Below are 18,022 nucleotides of genomic sequence, written 5' to 3' on the forward strand. Positions count from 1 at the left end.
GGATAATCACCATGACTAAATTAGGAATAGTAACCGCAATAAGCGTCTTGCTTGTGGCTGGCTGCAGTGTTGGTGAGCCAGTTCGAATTGCTGCTAACGGTATGGTGAAGTGGTCTGATGGACGTACCGAGGGGATGCATGTCTCACAAACGGGTAGTAGCTTAACTTTTGCTAACTATTCCAATGAGGTCGGTGCGCTGCGCTTGGTTATTTTTGCGCGAATTGATAGTGCCCGTAATGATAATTGTGAATATTTTTACGTTGAAACCGCGGTTAAAAAACGCCTAAAAATCTGTGAGACAGGAGAAGTGACGTTATTTAACCATGGTAAAGTAGTGAACGTGGGTCATATGGTAAAACCAAAATACTAGCGTTCAGGAATATCAATTAACACCAATAATGATCCTGCGCCACCAAATTCTAGTGGAGCTTGGTGAAATGCCATCACATCTGGATGCTGGGCTAACCACATTGGTGCTTTTTGTTTGAGTATATGTTTACCGATACCATGCATAACACAAGCACATGACACGTGTTCTTTGATACAAGCTGCAATCATTGCCGCTAACTCACGCTTTGCTTCCTGCTGCGTCATTCCATGCATATCTAAGTAAATATCAGGAACATATACTCCACGACGAAGCTTTTTCACTTCATATTTAGACACACCTGTACGCGCATATTGCGTAGGGCCGGTGTCACTAAGATGAGGCTCAAACTCATCCGAGAAATAAAACTCATGATTTTGGGTCTCTTTGCCCATCACTTTTGCTTTATCCGCTTTAGAGTTCTGTTGACGTGGCGTGATTATGGTATCATGCGTGAACTTTTTTACGCCTTTTACCTCTGCCTTGAAGAGATTGAAATCATCTTCAAGCTGTGAATCTTTGTTACTCATAATGAAATTCCAACAATTATATAGTGGTATTGTAGCGTTTATCGGAGGCTATTTTGGATAAGATTTTTGTCGACGAAGCTGTCAGCGAACTTCACACATTGCAGGACATGCTACGTTGGACGGTAAGCCGTTTTAATGCTGCTGGCCTATTTTACGGTCATGGTACAGACAATGCATGGGATGAAGCTGTGCAACTGGTACTACCGACAGTTTACTTACCGTTGGATGTTCCACCGGAAGTGCGTAATTCTCGTTTAACAAGCAGTGAGCGTCATCGCATTGTTGAACGTGTTATGCGTCGAATCAATGAACGTACACCTGTTTCATATTTAACGAATGTTGCCTACTTTTGCGGTATGGAGTTCTTCGTTGATGAGCGTGTACTTGTGCCACGTTCACCAATTGGCGAGCTCATTGAAAACCGTTTTGAACCCTTTTTACAACAAGAACCAACACGGATCATGGATCTGTGTACGGGAAGTGGTTGCATCGGTATAGCTTGTGCGCACATGTTCCCTGAAGCAGAAGTTGATATTGTTGATATTTCGACAGATGCATTGGCTGTTGCTGAACAGAATATAACGGATCATGGTCTTGAGCAGCAAGTGATTCCGCTTCGTTCTGATCTTTTACGAGATATACCAAAAGATAAATACGATCTTATTGTAACCAATCCGCCGTATGTTGACCAAGAAGATATGGACAGCCTACCAGAAGAGTTCCGTCATGAGCCAGAGCTAGGTTTAGCCGCGGGCAGTGATGGTCTAAAATTGGTTCGTCGTATTCTTGCTAATGCACCAGATTACCTGAAAGATAATGGTATTTTGATTTGTGAAGTTGGTAACTCAATGATCCACATGGAAGAGCAATACCCGCATATTCCATTCTTGTGGTTAGAGTTTGCTAATGGTGGTCACGGCGTGTTTATGTTAACCCGTGAACAGTTAGTTGATTGCGCAGAAGATTTTGCTCTTTACCGCGATTAATTAACACCAAGCATTAATCAATGCTAATACCAACAATAAAAAATCAGCCATAGATTATGGCTGATTTTTTTTATGTTTGTGAACTTAGAATTACTTAATTAATTCATCATCACTGGTGTCTTGTTCAAGCCATAAGGCATTAATTATCGCAAATGAACATGCGAGCAAAATACCTAAAAACCACGCTAAATACCACATTGTGTGTTTATTCCTTAGTACAGTGACGTCTTATTGTCTTCGATATATTTGGTATCAAGACGACCAAACATTTTGTAGTAACACCATGAGGTGTACGCCAAGATCACAGGTACCATTACAAACGCAACAATAGTCATGATATGTAATGTGTATTCTGATGAGGTTGCGTCCCAAAGAGTCAAACTAACATTTGGATCTAGGCTTGACGGCATAATGAATGGGAAGGTTGCAAACCCAAACGTTAACACTACGCCGACAGCCGTTAGACTTGAACATAAGAAAGCAAAGCCACCACGATCAGCACGTGAACATACTGCGGTTAATAATGGCATTACTACAGCAAGTATTGGCGCGATCCACAATATAGGATGGTTATGGTAATTAGAGAATAACCCACCTAGTTGACGAACAACTTCTTTGGTTAAAGGATCGGATGCGGCATTAGGTAATACTTGAGATGTGATTACATAACCATTAATACCTTGAGCAACAAAACCCGCAATAACAAATAATATTGCCATTAAGATCGCCGAAATAACGGCAATTTTACGTGCGCGGCTATGAATAGCTGCCGTGGTTTTCAATTGCAGGAATGTAGCACCTTGAGTGATGATCATCAGTAAACTAACACCACCGCATAATAACGCAAATGGGTTTAATAATTGATAAAACGACCCATGATAAGTCGAAATCATAAATTTATTAAGCTCAAATGGTACACCTTGCATTAGGTTACCAAACACGATACCAAAAACAATCGGTGGCACAATACTACCGACAAAGATCGCTTTATCCCACAGATTACGCCATTGGCTATTCGGTAGTTTAGAGCGGTAATCAAACCCTAATGGGCGTAACCACAATGATGCTAATGCCAAGATAAGCACCACATAAAAACCAGAGAATACTGTTGCGTAAACTAATGGCCATGCTGCAAATAAGCCACCACCGGCGGTGATAAGCCATACTTGGTTACCGTCCCAGTGTGGTGCAATGGCATTAATCATTACGCGGCGTTCGCTATCAGTCTTACCAATAAATGGCGACAACATACCAACACCCATATCAAAGCCATCAGTAATTGCAAAACCGATGCATAACACACCAATTAATACCCACCAGATAACTCGTAAGCTTTCATAATCAAACATTAATTTGTGTCTCCCTGCTTATGCTTCAACCTGATGTGTTAGCGCATCTTTGGCATTATTCGGTTGTTCAAAATGATAACGACCGGTCTTTAAACTGCTTGGACCTAAACGAGCGAATTTCGTCATTAGATAGGCCTCTGCAATAAAGAACAAAGAATAAAGCACAATAATTAATGACAGTGAGAACCATAGTTGTGATGGTACTAAGTGAGATGCCGCCATATTTACCGGTAGGATTTCACCAATAGCCCATGGTTGACGACCATATTCAGCCACAAACCAACCCGCTTCAATCGCAATCCACGGCAAAGGGATGCCATAAAGTGCTGCTTTAAGAATCCACTTATTGGAAGTAATCTTATGACGACACGATTGAAAAAATGCAGCGGCAACAATGGCAAACATTAAGAAGCCTGCCCCAACCATAATTCGGAAGCTAAAGAATAACGGCCATACACGCGGTATAGAGTCATTAGTCGCTTGTTGAATTTGCTCTGGTGTCGCATCAACAACGTTGTTAGTGTAAGGCTTCAATAACAGCCCATAACCTAAGTCACCTTTTACTTCATTAAAGGCGGCGATATCGGTTGGGTTTTTATCACCGGAACGTAATTTTTGCAGTAACCCATAGGCAACCATACCGTTACGAATACGTGCTTCATGTTGTTTTTTGAGATCACTAATACCCGTCACCTGAGTATCCAGTGAACGAGTTGCGATAATCCCCATTAAATATGGAATCTTAATCGCGTATTCAGTTTCCATCTTATCTTGGTTAGGGAAGCCAAAAGCAGTGAAAGCTGCGGGAGCGGGTTCGGTATGCCATTCAGCTTCAATCGCAGCTAGCTTGGTTTTTTGAACATCACCAAGCTCATAGCCAGACTCATCACCTAGTATCATTACCGCAATAATTGACATTAATCCAAAAGAGGCAGCAATGGTAAATGAGCGACGCGCAAAGCCAAGATCACGGCCTTTAAGCATGTAAAATGCACTAACACCAAGTACGAACATTGAGCCACAGACATAGCCTGATGCGACAGTGTGAACGAACTTAACTTGAGCCACAGGGTTAAAGATAACTTCTGAGAAGCTGATCATTTCCATTCGCATGGTTTGATAATCAAAATGTGCTCCAACCGGATTTTGCATCCAGCCATTGGCAACAAGGATCAATAATGCTGATAAGTTAGAACCTAAAGCAACTAGCCATGTCACTGTAAGGTGCTGGCGTTTTGAAAGTCGATCCCAACCAAAAAAGAACATACCGATCATGGTTGATTCTAAGAAGAACGCCATTAAAGCTTCAATCGCTAATGGCACTCCAAAAATATCACCTACATAATGAGAATAATAAGCCCAGTTAGTACCAAACTGAAATTCAAAGGTTAAACCTGTCGCCACACCAAGTGCAAAGTTAATAGCAAAAAGTTTACCCCAAAATTTAGTCATATCTTTGTAAACTTGTTTACCGGTTATGACATAAATTGACTCCATTATTGCTAATAAGAACGTCATCCCTAGCGTTAATGGTACGAATATAAAGTGGTACATTGCAGTGAATGCAAACTGAAATCGTGATAAATCAACGACATCGTGTAACATAATAATAAAGCCTTATTTATAATATTAATTTATAAAACTTTAAAAATTAATATTATATTTCGAGGTGTTAGATTTATTTCTAATCATTGTTTGTAAACAATAATGGTTATAAATATAACAGCCGTTATTAAATGGAAATATATTATAAACAACAATTTTTCACTATTTAATTTTATTAACTCGTGTATTTTGCAATCTAAAAATCGTGTTTTATAGGTTATGTAATGTGTTTTATTAATAGTGACTGGTTGTGTTATCAATTACAGCGACAAATGTAAATTAGCAACAATATATATTAAGGCAGGCGTTTTTTACTATTTGAATTTTATTTATTAGAGGTTAAGAAATACTGAAGTGTTATTAAATAAGTGGGGAGAGGTGTCATATTTAATACTCACCCCATACAACAAATATGGAGTGAGCTAATAATCAATTATATTTTATGCTTTATGCTGTGCTTGTTTTTCTTTTAACGCCGCCATCACAATTGGTTGATGCTGTAAGTAATCTTCTAAACCAGCACGACGTAAATCACATGATGGGCAATCACCACAACCATCACCCACGATACCATTATAACAAGTCAGTGTTTGATTACGAACATAGTCTAATTTGCCATATTGATCAGCCAGCGCCCATGTTTCAGCTTTATTCAGCCACATTAACGGCGTTGCAATAGTAAATGGACGATCCATACCCAGCACTAACGATTGATTAAGTGAACGCACAAATTCATCGCGGCAATCAGGGTAACCAGAAAAATCGGTTTCGCAGACACCGGTGATCACCGTTTCAGCCCCGATTTGATATGTATAAATACCGGCTAAGGTTAAAAATAAAATGTTACGTCCAGGTACAAAAGAGTTCGGTAAGCCATTTGCTTGTAATTCATGCGAAACAGCAATGCTATCACGGGTTAGTGAACTAATTGCAAGCTCGCCTAATAAACTCACATCCATGACTTTATGGGCTGCTACACCAAGATCTTTGGCGATATGCTCAGCAATTTCGATCTCTAATTTATGGCGCTGGCCGTAATCAAACGTAATACAGTGCACTTCATCGTAGTGGGCTAATGCTTGAATTAGGCAAGTGGTTGAGTCTTGGCCACCACTGAAAACAACAACGGCTTTTGTCATTATGGATATCCTTTATAAGTGATTACCGATAAACAGTCGGTACAACAGCATACTAATAATGGTGTTATTAGCATGAGGGGTATGCTAACCCAGCTGTTGACGATAGAAAAGTAGTGATCACAAATAGCGTAGATAAAAAAAAGCCGCACTCGAAAGTGCGGCATAAAAATAAACAAAATATGGTATCCGTGTACAGTTAAGCAACCGAAGTGCAGAGGGTGCTTAACGTGTACTCATATTTGTTTAAAGACACAAATACTAAATAGGGGAGCTGGCGCTGTAGTTAACCAGCTCAATCACTTTTATTGCCTTACTGAGCCAAGCATTTTGTTCTTGTACGGTATTTACTGTCATAGTCATACCTCTTTGCTTAATTCGAATCCATCGAGTGTTGACCTAATCAACTCCCTTGAAGCAACTGGGTATATAGTAAACATAAATACGGGGGAAAACTTTTCTTTGTCTGCTTTTTTCGAAGGTTAAAAAGAATTGGTTACTACCTTATTAGATTATAAATAGAACCACCTCCTATTTGTTATTAATTTTATGGGATATAAATATCATTGTTTCCGGTGTGTATGATTAAATGTTACCACTTTACAGCGCAAATCAAAGCTCGTTTACTGTTAATTCATACCTATAAACTGACACTGATCGTCATAATAGATGATTTTTTTTGCCTCTCTGCGTAATAAGAGGTATTTTTTAGTAAGTATTTACCCTTTTGTTGTAATTGGTGGAATGAATGGCAGTTTTAGATAGTGTTGATAGAACGTTATTACGTTTGTTACAAGATGATGCGACCATGCCATTGGCTGAACTTGCAGAAGCTGTGAATTTAACAACCACACCTTGTTGGAAGCGCCTAAAACGTCTTGAAGAAGATGGTATTTTGCGTCAACGGGTTGCTTTGCTTGATCCGGTCAAATTAGGTATCGCATTTACTGCTTTCGTACAAATAAAAACCAGCAATCACTCGAAAGATTGGTTTAATCATTTTGTATCGACTGTTACAGAGTTTCCTGAAGTGATGGAGTTTTATCGTATGGCGGGAGAGTATGACTATATGATGAAAGTACAAGTCGCTGATATGCAGGCTTTTGATAATTTATATAAAAAGTTAGTGGCTTCTATTTCTGACCTGACCAATGTGACTTCCACCTTTGCAATGGAACCGCTTAAATATACCACTGCCTTGCCTGTTTAAATGCGGTGTTTATAATGCAAATAATCCCGAGCCATTTATACAATGGCTCGGGATTATTGTTTGTGCGCAACTTAAATCAATTAGCGTTGACGAATTAATCCTTCCTGCACCGCTGTTGCGACTAATTGCCCTTGCTGGTTATAAATCTCACCACGAACAATACCGCGCGAACCACTGGCTGATGGACTATCAATTACATATAGCAACCATTCATCGACTTTAAATGGACGGTGGAACCACATTGAATGGTCAATGGTTGCAACCTGCATATGAGGGCTAAACAACGTTACGCCATGTGGGTGCAAAGAGGTGGTTAAAAATCCCCAATCAGAGGCATAAGCCAGCATATATTGGTGAATACTTAATTCATTTGGCATTTCGCCATTAGTTTTTATCCATAAATATTGCTTCGGATCTTCAATAGTCGGTTTTAATGGATTAACCACCGTCACTGGGCGTACTTCAATTGGGCGTTTGTGACCAAAGGTTTCAACAATCTTTGGCGGTAAATATTGGGCTACTGATTCAACCAATTCACTTTCAGAGGCTAAACCTTCAGGCCCTGCAACTGTAGGCATCACCGATTGGTGTTCAAATCCAGATTCATCAATTTGGTACGATGCGGTTAAGTAAAAGATAGGGCGACCATTTTGAATTGCTTTGACACGACGAGTACTAAAACTTCTGCCATCGCGTAGGGTTTCTACATCATAAATAATCGGTTTCTCGGGGTTGCCGGGTAACAGAAAGTAGCTATGAAAAGAGTGTAAGTGTCGCTCTGGATCTACCGTTTGCTGTGCTGCAGACAAAGACTGACCAATAACTTGACCGCCATAGACTTGTGGCAAACCTAAATTTTCACTTTGGCCTCGAAAGAGTTCCTGTTCAATTTGCTCTAATTGCAGCAGAGTGAGTAGTTCATCTAATTGTTTGCTCATGGTATATCCTGAAAAATAAAAACTAAAACAATGGTAAGCTTATTTAGCTCTAGTGCCAATATGCCTACGAGTGCCCTTGCCAACGATAATAGCGCAGTGATAGCCGTCCGTTATCTGATACTTCAATATCTTCTGTTCGTAATGCCGCGATTTGTCTTAATAGTGCATCACCTGTTAATGAAATTCTGCCTTGGCTGTTAATAACACGGTGCCAAGGGATTGTTGAACCTTCAGGCAAGGTTGCCATTAAGCGTCCTACATGGCGAGCGTAACCGGGATAACCGGCAAATTTTGCTATATCGCCATAGGTTGAAACTCGTCCAAATGGAATTTGATGGACTTGGCTATAGATTTGATTGGAAAAGTCGTCCATATTTATAAGTAGCCGTTAACAAATATGCTCGGTAAATAGTAAATAAGATGTTTGATATATAATAGCGGCTCTATCTTTTTAGACAACAGGATAACGCAAGGAGGTGTTGCCATGTTGTATGCTGCTTCATTGGTTACCGTTAGCTTAATTTTAACGGTGTTAGGTGTTAGTGCTCTTGGTCCAACGTCAGGAGAACTGCCTGTGTTAGCACTTGCTATCCCTGCTTTATGGTTATTACCGCAAAGTGGTGTCGCAGGATGGTTATTACTTTGTGGGCTCGGAGCGTATGGTGCAGTGCTGCCAGAGCAACCACTAGCATTGTCTATTAGCTTATTTATGATGTTACCGATTCTGATGATTTGTACATCGACTAAAGGCTGCTGGCAGCTTGGCGCTTTAATGGTGTCGATTGTGCTGTCTATGAATGTCGGTCTAATGGCATTACAAGGCGAAGGTAAGCTTGAAGGCAGTATTAGTGCTACCGTGATCCAAATTATCGCGATTGGTGTAATTTGGTATGCCGCCCGTTGTTGGCGTTCGATCACCGGTAATACGTGGTGGCCATTGTTTGCTGTATTTCCATTGTGGCTTGGCGGTATGGAAGCGGCAGCGTTAGTCGGATTATGTGTCACAGGCTTAATAGCCGCGCTACAAAGCCTAGTTAAAATGCATCATCAAGATTGGATTCCGCGTTTAGCTTGTGTGTTACCTGCAATAGGGTTTACAACCTTAGTGGTATTGCCACAGTTCAGTGTTGCCAATCCTATTTTAGTATCATGGTTGTTGGTGTTGGGCGGCGGCTTATTAGGGGAATCGTTACTGGATGAACCTGAAGAGGAAGATGAATAACACCATCGCTAACAGTGACCAATAGGCTGACTTTATTACAAATTTGTTTTATTTTGCATAAATAATCAGCAGTTAAACAAAAGCGTAAGATAACGGCTTGCATTGTGGGCGAGGTTAATAGATAATCCTTCCCGTTCTCGAAAGAGACAAAGAATCTATGGAGGCCCCCATTGGTCCTCCCGCAACACTAACCTGTGAACTCGGCCAGGCCCGGAAGGGAGCAACCGCAGCAGGCGTCGTGTGTGCCGGGATGTGGCTGGTGGGGGCTTCCACCCATCTAAAATTCATAAAATCCCCATTTTATCAAATAGTTAATTTAATTATAACTTTCTATAGTGTAGTTCAATATTAGCTTGTCGCTGTTGTTTGTTAATATTTCTTTGTTGTAATCTTCAAACTCTCAAACTCTCAAACTCTCAAACTCTCAAACTCTCAAACTCTCAAACTCTCAAACTCTCAAACTCTCAAACTCTCAAACTCTCAAACTCTCAAACTCTCAAACTCTCAGTGTTGTAGCGTGAAAACATGTAAGCTAAAAAAACCGACATGGTATTAGCATATCGGCTTTTTTATTTGAGCTTACTAGTTGGTGGTGCTAGTGAATGCGACCAATACGGTGGAAGCGAACCCCATCAGGTAACCAGTGTGGCCACATTGAATTTGGATTATGGTTGAACGTAAAGCTGATCCAAATAAAGGTCGCCTTGCCGACTAAGTTTTGTTCTGGCATAAAGCCCCAGTAACGGCTATCTAAACTATTATCTCGATTATCACCCATCGCAAAGTAATGGCCTTTTGGTACAACCCATTCGCCCATTGGTGAACCTGGCTGCTGGTAATAACGGTAAAGTTGTTCAGGCAATGCAGGATCACGCAAAATGTGATGATTAACTGTGCCTAGTTGCTCGTTGTATTCATCTAACCGTACTCCTTGCTCAGTAAAGTTAGTTAAGCCAACATATTGTTTAGGCACTTCTTGCGCGACAGGGCAGACTTTTTGACCATTACAAGCAGGTTTAATATACAGGGTTTTGTTTTGGTAAATAACGGTATCACCAGGTAAACCAACAATACGCTTGATTAAATCGATCTTTGGGTTAGATGGATCAATAAATACGGTAATGTCACCACGTTGCGGCTTGCCTGTGGGAATTAAGGTTTTGTGGAAAATAGGATCACGGAGTCCGTAAGCGAATTTTTCTACCCCAATAAAATCACCCGGCAGCAAGGTTGGTTGCATTGAGCCACTTGGAATTTGAAAAGGTTCGATAATAAAAGATCGAATAATCAAAATAGCAAACAACACCGGAAACAGTGAGCGTGCTTGATCAACCCAACCAGATCGACTCTGCTGCGTCTGATCTTTACGTTTTGGTTGCCAAACGAACTTATCTAACGCGAACACAATACCTGTTATTAAGGTCGCGAGAGTAAGAATGAGTGAGAACAATTCTGCGGCGTTGAATACTGAAAGCATGTGCAATCTCAAAAATGTGTAAATAGAATAATCTATAAATAATAGTACTGCTTATTGAACATGATTAAGCTGCTAAATAAAATGGTCAGATTTTGTAAACTATGATCTCACTAAACCCCCAAATCCGTCCGATAGTGTTATTTTTGGCTGTGAGGTTTGAGTGGGATAGGGGCTTGGCATGCACTCAGCCCATTATTCGTCATCTCGAAAGTTGAGGAACGAAGCTATCCGTGATCTATTCAAGGCGTGCTTGAGCCTTAAAGAAGCCAATGAATCTACAGCGCGCGAACAGTAGATTCCCTATCTCGTTCGTAACCTCACTACAGGGAATGACGGGGTTTGGTTGGTATTCACTGTTGGCTATAACGGGAGAATTGAATTTACTGACGGTAATGACGATAGTTACTTGAAAGGGATTGTTAATGCTGTTGAGTGATGGTATCAATACTCGATGTTAATTAAGGTGAGTGAAAAAGGCGATGGCGCAGGATACTGAGTTAATGCATAAAGTGAATACGGTGTTGTTATTGCATTCTGAATCTTTAACCCATTGGGAGCGTGATTATTTAAGTAATTTAAATCAAACTTTAATTCATCACGGTCAATTATCGGAAAAGCAATTAACGCTATTTAAGCAAATCGTAACACGCCGAAAAATAACTATTTAATTTAAAGCCTATTTGCAACTTCAATTAAATTACCATCAGGATCGCGAAAATAAAGCGAGATGATTTTTCCCGTTGCGCCAGTGCGTTCAACTGGGCCTTCGATAATAATGACATCTTGCGCTTGCAGATGTTGTTGAATCTCATCGAGAGTAGTGGTGGCGATAAAACATAAATCAGCACTACCAACTTGCACTGTGGCGGCTTTAGGCTCAAATTCTGCGCCATGCTGGTGGAGGTTGATCTTTTGATTACCAAACCGAAGTGCAAACCGATTATCGCCAAAGATGATTAATTCCATGCCAAGCACCCGTTGATAAAAGTTAGCACTCACATTTATATCAGCGACTGTTAATACTAAATGATCAAGATGACTAATCTTCATGGTGATACTCCGTAGATCTCTCCGCTATAGGCGATATTATATTAAACTTGAATATCGTGATAACCCAATTCAATCGTATTGATAAAATAGATTACTGAAAAAATTGTTGCAGCTTTGGTGATTAATATTATGGTTAATTAAATCTTTTTATAGGCTGCTTGTTATGAACACCACAATTAAAACAATACTCAATCATCGCTCGATCCGCAGTTTTACTGACGCTGCTATTTCTGATGAGCAATTAAATGCGATCATTGCAGCAGGTATTGCGGCTTCTAGCTCAAGTATGATCCAAGCTAGCTCTATTATTCGTATAACGGATCCAAATAAGCGAGCAGCATTGGCGCATCTTGCTGGTGATCAACCTTATGTTGCTCAAGCGGCCGAGTTTTTAGTGTTTTGTATTGATTATCAACGTCATTATTCAATTAGCACTGAGATCAAACCTGAATATACTGAGTTAGCCTTAATTGGCGCAATTGATAGCGGTATTATGGCGCAAAACTGTTTAGTCGCCGCTGAATCAATGGGTCTTGGTGGGGTGTATATTGGTGGGCTGCGTAATCATCCGCATGAAGTTGATGCACTGCTTAATTTACCGCCGTATTGTGCGGTTTTATTTGGTATGTGTTTAGGTGTACCAGCGCAAGATCCACAATTAAAACCGCGTTTACCAATGGATATGATTTTACATCAAAATGAGTATCAGCCATTAAATAAACCGCTATTAGCAAAATATGATCAACAAACGATGGCATATTACCAGCAGCGTTCAAGCCATAATAAACACCAAGATTGGTCTAACACTGTTACTAAAACGCTTTCAAAAGAGTCGCGTCCATTTATGGCGGAATATTTTCACAGCAAAGGGCTGATGGAAAAATAACTCTTGTTGAGCATCGATGAGGTTAGTAACTATCAATATCGGGTAGCGAATAGGTTATTATCGCTATCCGATATTGATGAAGATTACATATAAATAAACTGCCGATATAGTTTATCAAGCTCGGTTCTTATTGATTGTATTCGACCGCATTTTCAGGAAAGAAGCGTTTCATTTCGCTATAAAGCTGCGCGGCAAGGGTCTTGTTATGTGCCAAAATTAGTGTTGGATGTTGTAAGCGATGGATCATATTCGCCATAGTGAAGGTTTTGCCTGATCCTGTTACCCCTTTTAGAGTCTGGTGAGTAACGCCTTGTTCAACGCCATCAATCAGTTTAGCTAACGCTTGTGGTTGGTCGCCAGAAGGTGGGTATTTTGAATGTAGAATAAAAACATTATGCGGCATGGCGAGTCGCCTTTAGCTATTCATTATTAGTATATAACTTTCAACATGCGCTTATTCGAATCTCTAACTCAATAAGCGACCATGTTGATTAAATATACTAGGTGGGTTGATGTTAGCCCTCGTTAGTCGTAACTTTTTTTACTGAACGATAATTAGAGTAGGTAATTAACAAACCTGCGATCACAATAAATAGTCCGCCGCCAAGGGTGTTGTAGGTTGGTAGTTCATCAAACAACCAATAGCCAAAGATGCAAGAAAATACAATTTGAAAGTAAAAAAACGGTGCAACATGGGATGCTTCGGCAATGTTCATTGCTTTAATTAAACACAGCTGCGACACAATGGTGACGATAGGAATAGTGATAAAGTAGGGTAATGCTGCCAGGGTTGGAGTCTGCCACATCTGCGGTTGAATGATGAGCAGCAAGCTTGCAATTGTACCAAGAATAAAAAACGAATTAATCAGCACCGACAGCAGCGAGATCTTAGAATCAATGGTTTTAGTGATCAGGTTGTAACCAGAGTTTGTTACCGCAATTAGTAAAGGCAATAAATATACCCACTGTAAGCCTGTTATATTGGTTGGGTTAATCACCACCACCACGCCAACAAAGCCCAATAATGTTGCAATGATTTTTATTGGGGTCAGGGTTTCTTTAAAAAATAATGTACCACCGAGCATATAGGCGATACTGCCCATTTGAACAATGATGATATACATTTCAAGCGGTATATATTTTAACGCAATCACTGACGTCACCGCACACACTAAAAATAATACCGCCCGTAGGATTAATTTACCGTTAGTGGCAAAAATGGCAGTTTTAGTTTGCTTAGGCATAAAAATAGCCATGCATAAAAAAGGGATCGCAAACCTAAAAAATACCATTTGAATAGGATGGTATCCGTGTTGTATTAGGTATTTATCAGCGCTGTCTTTAAGCGTTAATGATAAGGTGGCGGCGATAATGAGCATCGCACCGAGCATATTATGGTTTTTAGTCTGCATGGTATTTTTATCGTTTGGTTAATTGGATGGCACTAAAGAATCGTTAATTCCTCATTAGAATAAAGTGTCTATTTCTGAGCTACCATGATTTTCAGCAAACTATTTTGGTAGCAATAAAATAATAGCCAACCGTTAACGGTTGGCTATTAGGATTAATAATGAGGGCTTAAAGCAGGTTAAATCTACTCGCTGAAATGGCAATTAAGCGACAACACTTTCCGCAGTTACATAAGGTAGATCAAGTGCTTGAGCTACATTTTCACAGGTGATGTGACCACGATAAACGTTTAATCCATTTAGCAAATGCGGGTTATTTTGCAACGCTTGTTTATAACCATTATTGGCTAGTTCAACAATGTAAGGCAGGGTGGCATTATTTAGAGCAACCGTAGAGGTTCGCGCAACGGTACCGGGCATATTTGCCACACAATAATGCACCACTTCATCAACAATATAAGTAGGATTATCATGAGTTGTTGGATGTGATGTCGCAACACAACCACCTTGGTCAATGGCAACATCAACGATAGCCGCACCAGGCTTCATTTTTTTGATCATCTCAGCGGTGACAAGTTTTGGCGCTGCAGCACCGACAACAAGCACCCCACCAATCACTAAATCGGCCTCTAAGACATGGCGCTCAATAGCATCATTGGTTGAGTAAACAGTTTTTAGTTTGCCATTAAATTGGACATCAAGCTGACGTAGCACATCAATATTGCGGTCTAAAATTACTACATCGGCTTGTAATCCCAGTGCCATTTGCGCAGCATTATTACCCACAACACCGCCACCAATGATAACGACTTTCGCAGGCTCGACTCCAGGAACGCCACCTAATAACATTCCGCGACCGCCGCGTGATTTTTCAAGAGCAAATGCTCCTGCTTGAATCGACATTCGTCCTGCAACTTCAGACATCGGTGCTAGTAAAGGTAAGCGTCCGTGTTTATCTGTTACTGTTTCGTAGGCAATACAAATTGCTTTGCTGCGAATAAGATCTTCTGTTTGAGCTGAATCGGGTGCAAGGTGGAGATAAGTAAATAGAATTTGGCCTTCACGTAGCATAGCGCGCTCAATCGCTTGCGGCTCTTTAACTTTTACTATCATTTCTGACTCGAAAAATACCTCGGCCGCTGTTGGTAAAATTTGTGCGCCTGCGTCGATATAATCTTGATCACTAAAACCGATTCCCGAGCCCGCTTGAGTTTCGATATATACGCTATGTCCATGAGAAACAACTTCTTTTACTGCTGCTGGAACTATACCAACACGGTATTCATGAGTTTTAATTTCTTTTGGTACACCTAGGATCATAATAATCAACCTTGAAATTTCGTTATTGGAATGTGGCGTTTGTTGTTGGTATGTTTATAGACTAGGTCAACTTTGTTGGAATGTGCAACTATTTTTGTAGTAAATAAAAGTTGCATCAACTGCCTTGGTGTTTGATGGTGGTTATTAAATCTAATATTGATCGGTGTTGCAGTCTAAATAGTTGTTTTTTGTTCGAGTTTTATGGGGGAACTTTTGAAAAAGTTGTAGAGTGAGGATGATTAGCATTGATAGCTGCTGCTATAGATACAAATTAAAACTATATTCCTAGTATTGTGGAATTAATGGTGACGACACTTAACCTTGATTGAAATAGCGTTATTGTTTGAAACCATAGATAACTTTCAGCTGTATTTAAGAGCGATTAAACTATGAATAGCAATAATAAAGCCGTGATTGCACAACAGACCATTGAAGATATTTGTGAGTGGGCAATTATGCATGGTGTCGCTTTTCGCCAAGCGGATAATAGCGCCAGGCATTGTCCCTTTAGTATTGCACCAATGACGATTGAGCGTGAGGTGTATCATCATTTATGCCGAGTCGTACCACTCTTGACGAAATTGATCAGTAATGTCTCTGAAGATCATGATTTTTTGCAGTCAGCATTGGGGGATATGGCGCAAGCGGATCCTTTCTTTGGCCGCTTAATGGCATTGCATCAACAAATTCATGGCAATGCTAGTCAGTGTATTGAACCTGCGCGTCAGCCGTTGTTACTGATGCGAACCGATTTTATGGATGATCGTCAATATGGTGCAAAAGTTATTGAATTTAATGGTATTGCTGCAGGTATGGCACCGTTTGGTCAACGTGTAACTGAACTACATCAATTTGTGCAACATCAATGGCCTGAAATTTATCAAGCATGGCTAGAAAACCGTTCTGCTACACCATTAGTAAACCAAGGATTGACTCAATTAGCGTTAGGAATTGAGACTGCCGCTCGCAGTATAAAAGCTGATTTTAATGAGCAAGATGCACCGGTGTTTTTGATGGTGGTGCAACCAAATGAAGATAATGTTTATGATCAACATCTTTTAGAGGCAGCGCTACAAAAACAAGGAATACGCACGGTAAGACGTACTTTTGAACAATTAAGTGCTCAGCTATCAACAGGATCTGGTCAACGGTTACTGCTTGAAGGTGTTGGTGCGATTGATGTGGTGTATTTACGTGCAGGTTATCAATATTCAGATTATTGTGCGCCAGCACTGCATGAGGCGGTTTGCTGTTATACCTTGAGCCAAATGCGAGTGTTTATCGAGCAACATCACGTCGCTTTAAATGCCACCGTAGGTCAACAACTTGCAACCAGTAAAACCATGCAAATGTTATTAACCATGATGCCAGCTCAACAGTATTTGCGTTGGGGGTTAACCGCTGCAGAAGCAGAGTTGGTAAAAAGTGTCTTAGCTGAAATGAAGCCAATTACAGCCACAACCATTGCTTGGTTTAATACGCAAGCAACCAAGGGTGAATGGGTACTAAAAAATCAGGGTGAAGGTGGCGGTCATTGTGTATTTGGAGACGATATTAGCGCAACGCTAGCAACATTAACCGCGGCAGAATATGACGCATGGGCATTGATGCAGCGTTTATATCCACACGAGCGTGAAGTGCCGACGGTGGCTATTCGTGATGCACAGGCAACAGTAGTGACGGACTTAGTCAGTGAAATCGGGCTATTTAGTGCTTATTTCAATGGTAAGCCTGTCACCGATTTTGATGGTTATGCTGGGTATTTAATTCGTAGTAAGCCAGCAACTGAAAATGAAGGTGGTATTCACAGTGGTAAAGGGATTTTGGATTCGTTAGTGTTGATAGGTTAATGGAATCGCTTTAAATATGTATAAATACGGTGGTTAACCATAAAATTGACGTAAAAACTATTGTGTTATTATCGCTAATGGGCATATTAGATGGCTGTTAGCGACATTTGCCATTGGAGTTTACTGCTGTGCTTAACCGAACCACCGTTATTTCTACATTATTGCTTTCTTTATCTTTCGTGGCGCCCGCTGCATTTGCTGGCACAACCCAGCATAATAGTTATCAAGTTCTTCCTGCTCAAAATGAAATTGTGACTAAAACTGATTTTGGTAATCAGACCTATATTTTCCATTTTACAGGCAATGGTCAGCGGTTATCACGTATTGATTTTCTTGATCATATGGAAACGCAAGCTACAGCATGCAAAAATTGGTTATATGTTCCAGCATTTAACAACCTTAATGTTGCTGACGAAGTCGTATTACGCGTAAGCACTAATTACAATCCAAGCACCCATAATTGCACTGCGCATGCTTATGCAGGTAATAATGGCGGTAATATGGATCGAGTATTGACCTTATTTCAAAAGAAAGAGTATGTCGATATTGCAGGGTTTAACTTATCCGCTCATGGCTTTACTTCTGCGGTTGAGGAATTGTAAACCATCATTGTTGTAATTAAATAAGCGCCAGCTTAATCCTAATAACGTAACGCTTATTCCCGTCACTAAATATGTACGAGTTAA

19 protein-coding genes, 1 other RNA gene and 1 pseudogene are annotated in these 18,022 nt (G+C 40.3%); 9 read left to right on the top strand and 12 right to left on the bottom strand.

The features are described 5' to 3' along the window. The first annotated feature begins 11 nt into the window (after window positions 1-11). A complete protein-coding gene (locus tag BTN98_RS02460; protein WP_060997039.1) occupies window positions 12-371 on the top strand; it encodes a hypothetical protein in 360 nt (119 codons plus the stop codon). Here BTN98_RS02460 and smrB read toward each other — a convergent pair. Continuing rightward, the gene (smrB, locus tag BTN98_RS02465) at window positions 368-898 is read right to left on the bottom strand and encodes an endonuclease SmrB (protein ID WP_060997038.1); all 531 of its coding nucleotides are present in this window, start codon (window positions 896-898) and stop codon (window positions 368-370) included. The genes BTN98_RS02460 and smrB overlap by 4 nt on opposite strands. 53 nt (window positions 899-951) lie before the next feature. Between smrB and prmB the strand changes: the two genes are divergently transcribed. Next, complete coding sequence (gene prmB, locus BTN98_RS02470; protein ID WP_060997037.1) at window positions 952-1,884, top strand: 50S ribosomal protein L3 N(5)-glutamine methyltransferase; 933 nt, start codon at window positions 952-954, stop codon at window positions 1,882-1,884. A gap of 90 nt (window positions 1,885-1,974) precedes the next feature. Here the strand turns inward: prmB and cydX are convergent, their stop codons facing one another. The 4 genes from cydX to queC all read right to left on the bottom strand — a co-directional run bounded on the left by cydX (window position 1,975) and on the right by queC (window position 5,977). Continuing rightward, on the bottom strand, window positions 1,975-2,082 hold the full coding sequence (gene cydX, locus BTN98_RS02475) for a cytochrome bd-I oxidase subunit CydX (RefSeq protein WP_060997036.1): 108 nt from the start codon (window positions 2,080-2,082) through the stop codon (window positions 1,975-1,977). A 14-nt stretch (window positions 2,083-2,096) separates the two neighbouring features. Continuing rightward, window positions 2,097-3,233, bottom strand: a complete 1,137-nt coding sequence (gene cydB, locus BTN98_RS02480; RefSeq protein WP_060997035.1) for a cytochrome d ubiquinol oxidase subunit II — start codon at window positions 3,231-3,233, stop codon at window positions 2,097-2,099. An 18-nt stretch (window positions 3,234-3,251) separates the two neighbouring features. Continuing rightward, window positions 3,252-4,838, bottom strand: coding sequence for a cytochrome ubiquinol oxidase subunit I (locus BTN98_RS02485; RefSeq protein ID WP_060997034.1), 1,587 nt, complete (start codon window positions 4,836-4,838; stop codon window positions 3,252-3,254). Between the two features lie 440 nt (window positions 4,839-5,278). Then, window positions 5,279-5,977, bottom strand: coding sequence for a 7-cyano-7-deazaguanine synthase QueC (gene queC / locus BTN98_RS02490; protein ID WP_060997033.1), 699 nt, complete (start codon window positions 5,975-5,977; stop codon window positions 5,279-5,281). A 745-nt stretch (window positions 5,978-6,722) separates the two neighbouring features. Here queC and BTN98_RS02495 point away from each other — a divergent pair. Beyond that, window positions 6,723-7,184, top strand: a complete 462-nt coding sequence (locus tag BTN98_RS02495) for an Lrp/AsnC family transcriptional regulator (RefSeq protein ID WP_060997032.1) — start codon at window positions 6,723-6,725, stop codon at window positions 7,182-7,184. 80 nt (window positions 7,185-7,264) lie between these two features. Here the strand turns inward: BTN98_RS02495 and tesB are convergent, their stop codons facing one another. Both tesB and BTN98_RS02505 read right to left on the bottom strand, forming a co-directional pair. After that, window positions 7,265-8,122 (bottom strand): acyl-CoA thioesterase II, encoded by an 858-nt coding sequence (tesB, locus tag BTN98_RS02500; RefSeq protein ID WP_060997031.1) that lies wholly within the window; start codon window positions 8,120-8,122, stop codon window positions 7,265-7,267. 64 nt (window positions 8,123-8,186) lie between these two features. Then, window positions 8,187-8,495, bottom strand: a complete 309-nt coding sequence (locus BTN98_RS02505) for an MGMT family protein (protein ID WP_060997030.1) — start codon at window positions 8,493-8,495, stop codon at window positions 8,187-8,189. A gap of 111 nt (window positions 8,496-8,606) precedes the next feature. Between BTN98_RS02505 and BTN98_RS02510 the strand changes: the two genes are divergently transcribed. After that, complete coding sequence (locus tag BTN98_RS02510; RefSeq protein WP_060997029.1) at window positions 8,607-9,344, top strand: VP0952 family biofilm-associated protein; 738 nt, start codon at window positions 8,607-8,609, stop codon at window positions 9,342-9,344. A 168-nt stretch (window positions 9,345-9,512) separates the two neighbouring features. Beyond that, window positions 9,513-9,609, top strand: an RNA gene (ffs, locus tag BTN98_RS02515) — signal recognition particle sRNA small type. A 330-nt stretch (window positions 9,610-9,939) separates the two neighbouring features. Here ffs and lepB read toward each other — a convergent pair. Beyond that, window positions 9,940-10,821 carry a signal peptidase I gene (gene lepB, locus BTN98_RS02520; RefSeq protein ID WP_060997028.1) on the bottom strand — a complete coding sequence of 294 codons (882 nt, stop codon included), beginning with the start codon at window positions 10,819-10,821 and terminating at the stop codon, window positions 9,940-9,942. Between the two features lie 479 nt (window positions 10,822-11,300). Between lepB and BTN98_RS02525 the strand changes: the two genes are divergently transcribed. Beyond that, window positions 11,301-11,489: a hypothetical protein gene (locus tag BTN98_RS02525; protein WP_060997027.1), complete on the top strand. Its 189-nt coding sequence runs from the start codon at window positions 11,301-11,303 to the stop codon at window positions 11,487-11,489. A 1-nt stretch (window position 11,490) separates the two neighbouring features. Here the strand turns inward: BTN98_RS02525 and BTN98_RS02530 are convergent, their stop codons facing one another. After that, a complete protein-coding gene (locus tag BTN98_RS02530) occupies window positions 11,491-11,871 on the bottom strand; it encodes a VOC family protein (RefSeq protein WP_060997026.1) in 381 nt (126 codons plus the stop codon). Window positions 11,872-12,034: 163 nt separating this feature from the next. On the opposite strand from BTN98_RS02530, the gene nfsA reads away from it, so the two are divergent. Next, window positions 12,035-12,757 (top strand): oxygen-insensitive NADPH nitroreductase, encoded by a 723-nt coding sequence (gene nfsA, locus BTN98_RS02535; RefSeq protein ID WP_060997025.1) that lies wholly within the window; start codon window positions 12,035-12,037, stop codon window positions 12,755-12,757. 136 nt (window positions 12,758-12,893) lie between these two features. Here the strand turns inward: nfsA and BTN98_RS02540 are convergent. The 3 genes and pseudogenes from BTN98_RS02540 to ald form a co-directional block, all read right to left on the bottom strand. Continuing rightward, a pseudogene (locus tag BTN98_RS02540) lies at window positions 12,894-13,160 on the bottom strand (DEAD/DEAH box helicase family protein); the annotation flags it as partial. Between the two features lie 112 nt (window positions 13,161-13,272). Beyond that, a complete protein-coding gene (locus BTN98_RS02545) occupies window positions 13,273-14,169 on the bottom strand; it encodes a DMT family transporter (RefSeq protein WP_060997023.1) in 897 nt (298 codons plus the stop codon). Between the two features lie 201 nt (window positions 14,170-14,370). Then, on the bottom strand, window positions 14,371-15,486 hold the full coding sequence (gene ald / locus BTN98_RS02550) for an alanine dehydrogenase (protein ID WP_065190112.1): 1,116 nt from the start codon (window positions 15,484-15,486) through the stop codon (window positions 14,371-14,373). Window positions 15,487-15,875: 389 nt separating this feature from the next. On the opposite strand from ald, the gene BTN98_RS02555 reads away from it, so the two are divergent. Beyond that, window positions 15,876-17,336 (top strand): glutathione synthase, encoded by a 1,461-nt coding sequence (locus BTN98_RS02555; protein WP_060997021.1) that lies wholly within the window; start codon window positions 15,876-15,878, stop codon window positions 17,334-17,336. A 128-nt stretch (window positions 17,337-17,464) separates the two neighbouring features. Beyond that, window positions 17,465-17,938 carry a hypothetical protein gene (locus tag BTN98_RS02560; RefSeq protein ID WP_060997020.1) on the top strand — a complete coding sequence of 158 codons (474 nt, stop codon included), beginning with the start codon at window positions 17,465-17,467 and terminating at the stop codon, window positions 17,936-17,938. Window positions 17,939-18,022 lie beyond the last annotated feature (84 nt).

The organism is Photobacterium aquimaris (genome assembly GCF_002954455.1).
In the GTDB taxonomy this organism is placed as follows: Bacteria; Pseudomonadota; Gammaproteobacteria; order Enterobacterales; family Vibrionaceae; genus Photobacterium; species Photobacterium aquimaris.

Bases quoted from the DNA above. Each gene is read 5' to 3' on its own strand.
- tesB (WP_060997031.1), bottom strand. From the start codon at position 8,122: ATGAGCAAACAATTAGATGAACTACTCACTCTGCTGCAATTAGAGCAA.
- cydB (WP_060997035.1), bottom strand. From the start codon at position 3,233: ATGTTTGATTATGAAAGCTTACGAGTTATCTGGTGGGTATTAATTGGT.
- BTN98_RS02525 (WP_060997027.1), top strand. From the start codon at position 11,301: ATGGCGCAGGATACTGAGTTAATGCATAAAGTGAATACGGTGTTGTTA.
- BTN98_RS02505 (WP_060997030.1), bottom strand. From the start codon at position 8,495: ATGGACGACTTTTCCAATCAAATCTATAGCCAAGTCCATCAAATTCCA.
- BTN98_RS02495 (WP_060997032.1), top strand. From the start codon at position 6,723: ATGGCAGTTTTAGATAGTGTTGATAGAACGTTATTACGTTTGTTACAA.
- lepB (WP_060997028.1), bottom strand. From the start codon at position 10,821: ATGCTTTCAGTATTCAACGCCGCAGAATTGTTCTCACTCATTCTTACT.
- ald (WP_065190112.1), bottom strand. From the start codon at position 15,486: ATGATCCTAGGTGTACCAAAAGAAATTAAAACTCATGAATACCGTGTT.
- BTN98_RS02485 (WP_060997034.1), bottom strand. From the start codon at position 4,838: ATGTTACACGATGTCGTTGATTTATCACGATTTCAGTTTGCATTCACT.
- cydX (WP_060997036.1), bottom strand. From the start codon at position 2,082: ATGTGGTATTTAGCGTGGTTTTTAGGTATTTTGCTCGCATGTTCATTT.
- smrB (WP_060997038.1), bottom strand. From the start codon at position 898: ATGAGTAACAAAGATTCACAGCTTGAAGATGATTTCAATCTCTTCAAG.
- BTN98_RS02460 (WP_060997039.1), top strand. From the start codon at position 12: ATGACTAAATTAGGAATAGTAACCGCAATAAGCGTCTTGCTTGTGGCT.
- nfsA (WP_060997025.1), top strand. From the start codon at position 12,035: ATGAACACCACAATTAAAACAATACTCAATCATCGCTCGATCCGCAGT.
- queC (WP_060997033.1), bottom strand. From the start codon at position 5,977: ATGACAAAAGCCGTTGTTGTTTTCAGTGGTGGCCAAGACTCAACCACT.
- BTN98_RS02555 (WP_060997021.1), top strand. From the start codon at position 15,876: ATGAATAGCAATAATAAAGCCGTGATTGCACAACAGACCATTGAAGAT.
- BTN98_RS02545 (WP_060997023.1), bottom strand. From the start codon at position 14,169: ATGCAGACTAAAAACCATAATATGCTCGGTGCGATGCTCATTATCGCC.
- BTN98_RS02510 (WP_060997029.1), top strand. From the start codon at position 8,607: ATGTTGTATGCTGCTTCATTGGTTACCGTTAGCTTAATTTTAACGGTG.
- BTN98_RS02530 (WP_060997026.1), bottom strand. From the start codon at position 11,871: ATGAAGATTAGTCATCTTGATCATTTAGTATTAACAGTCGCTGATATA.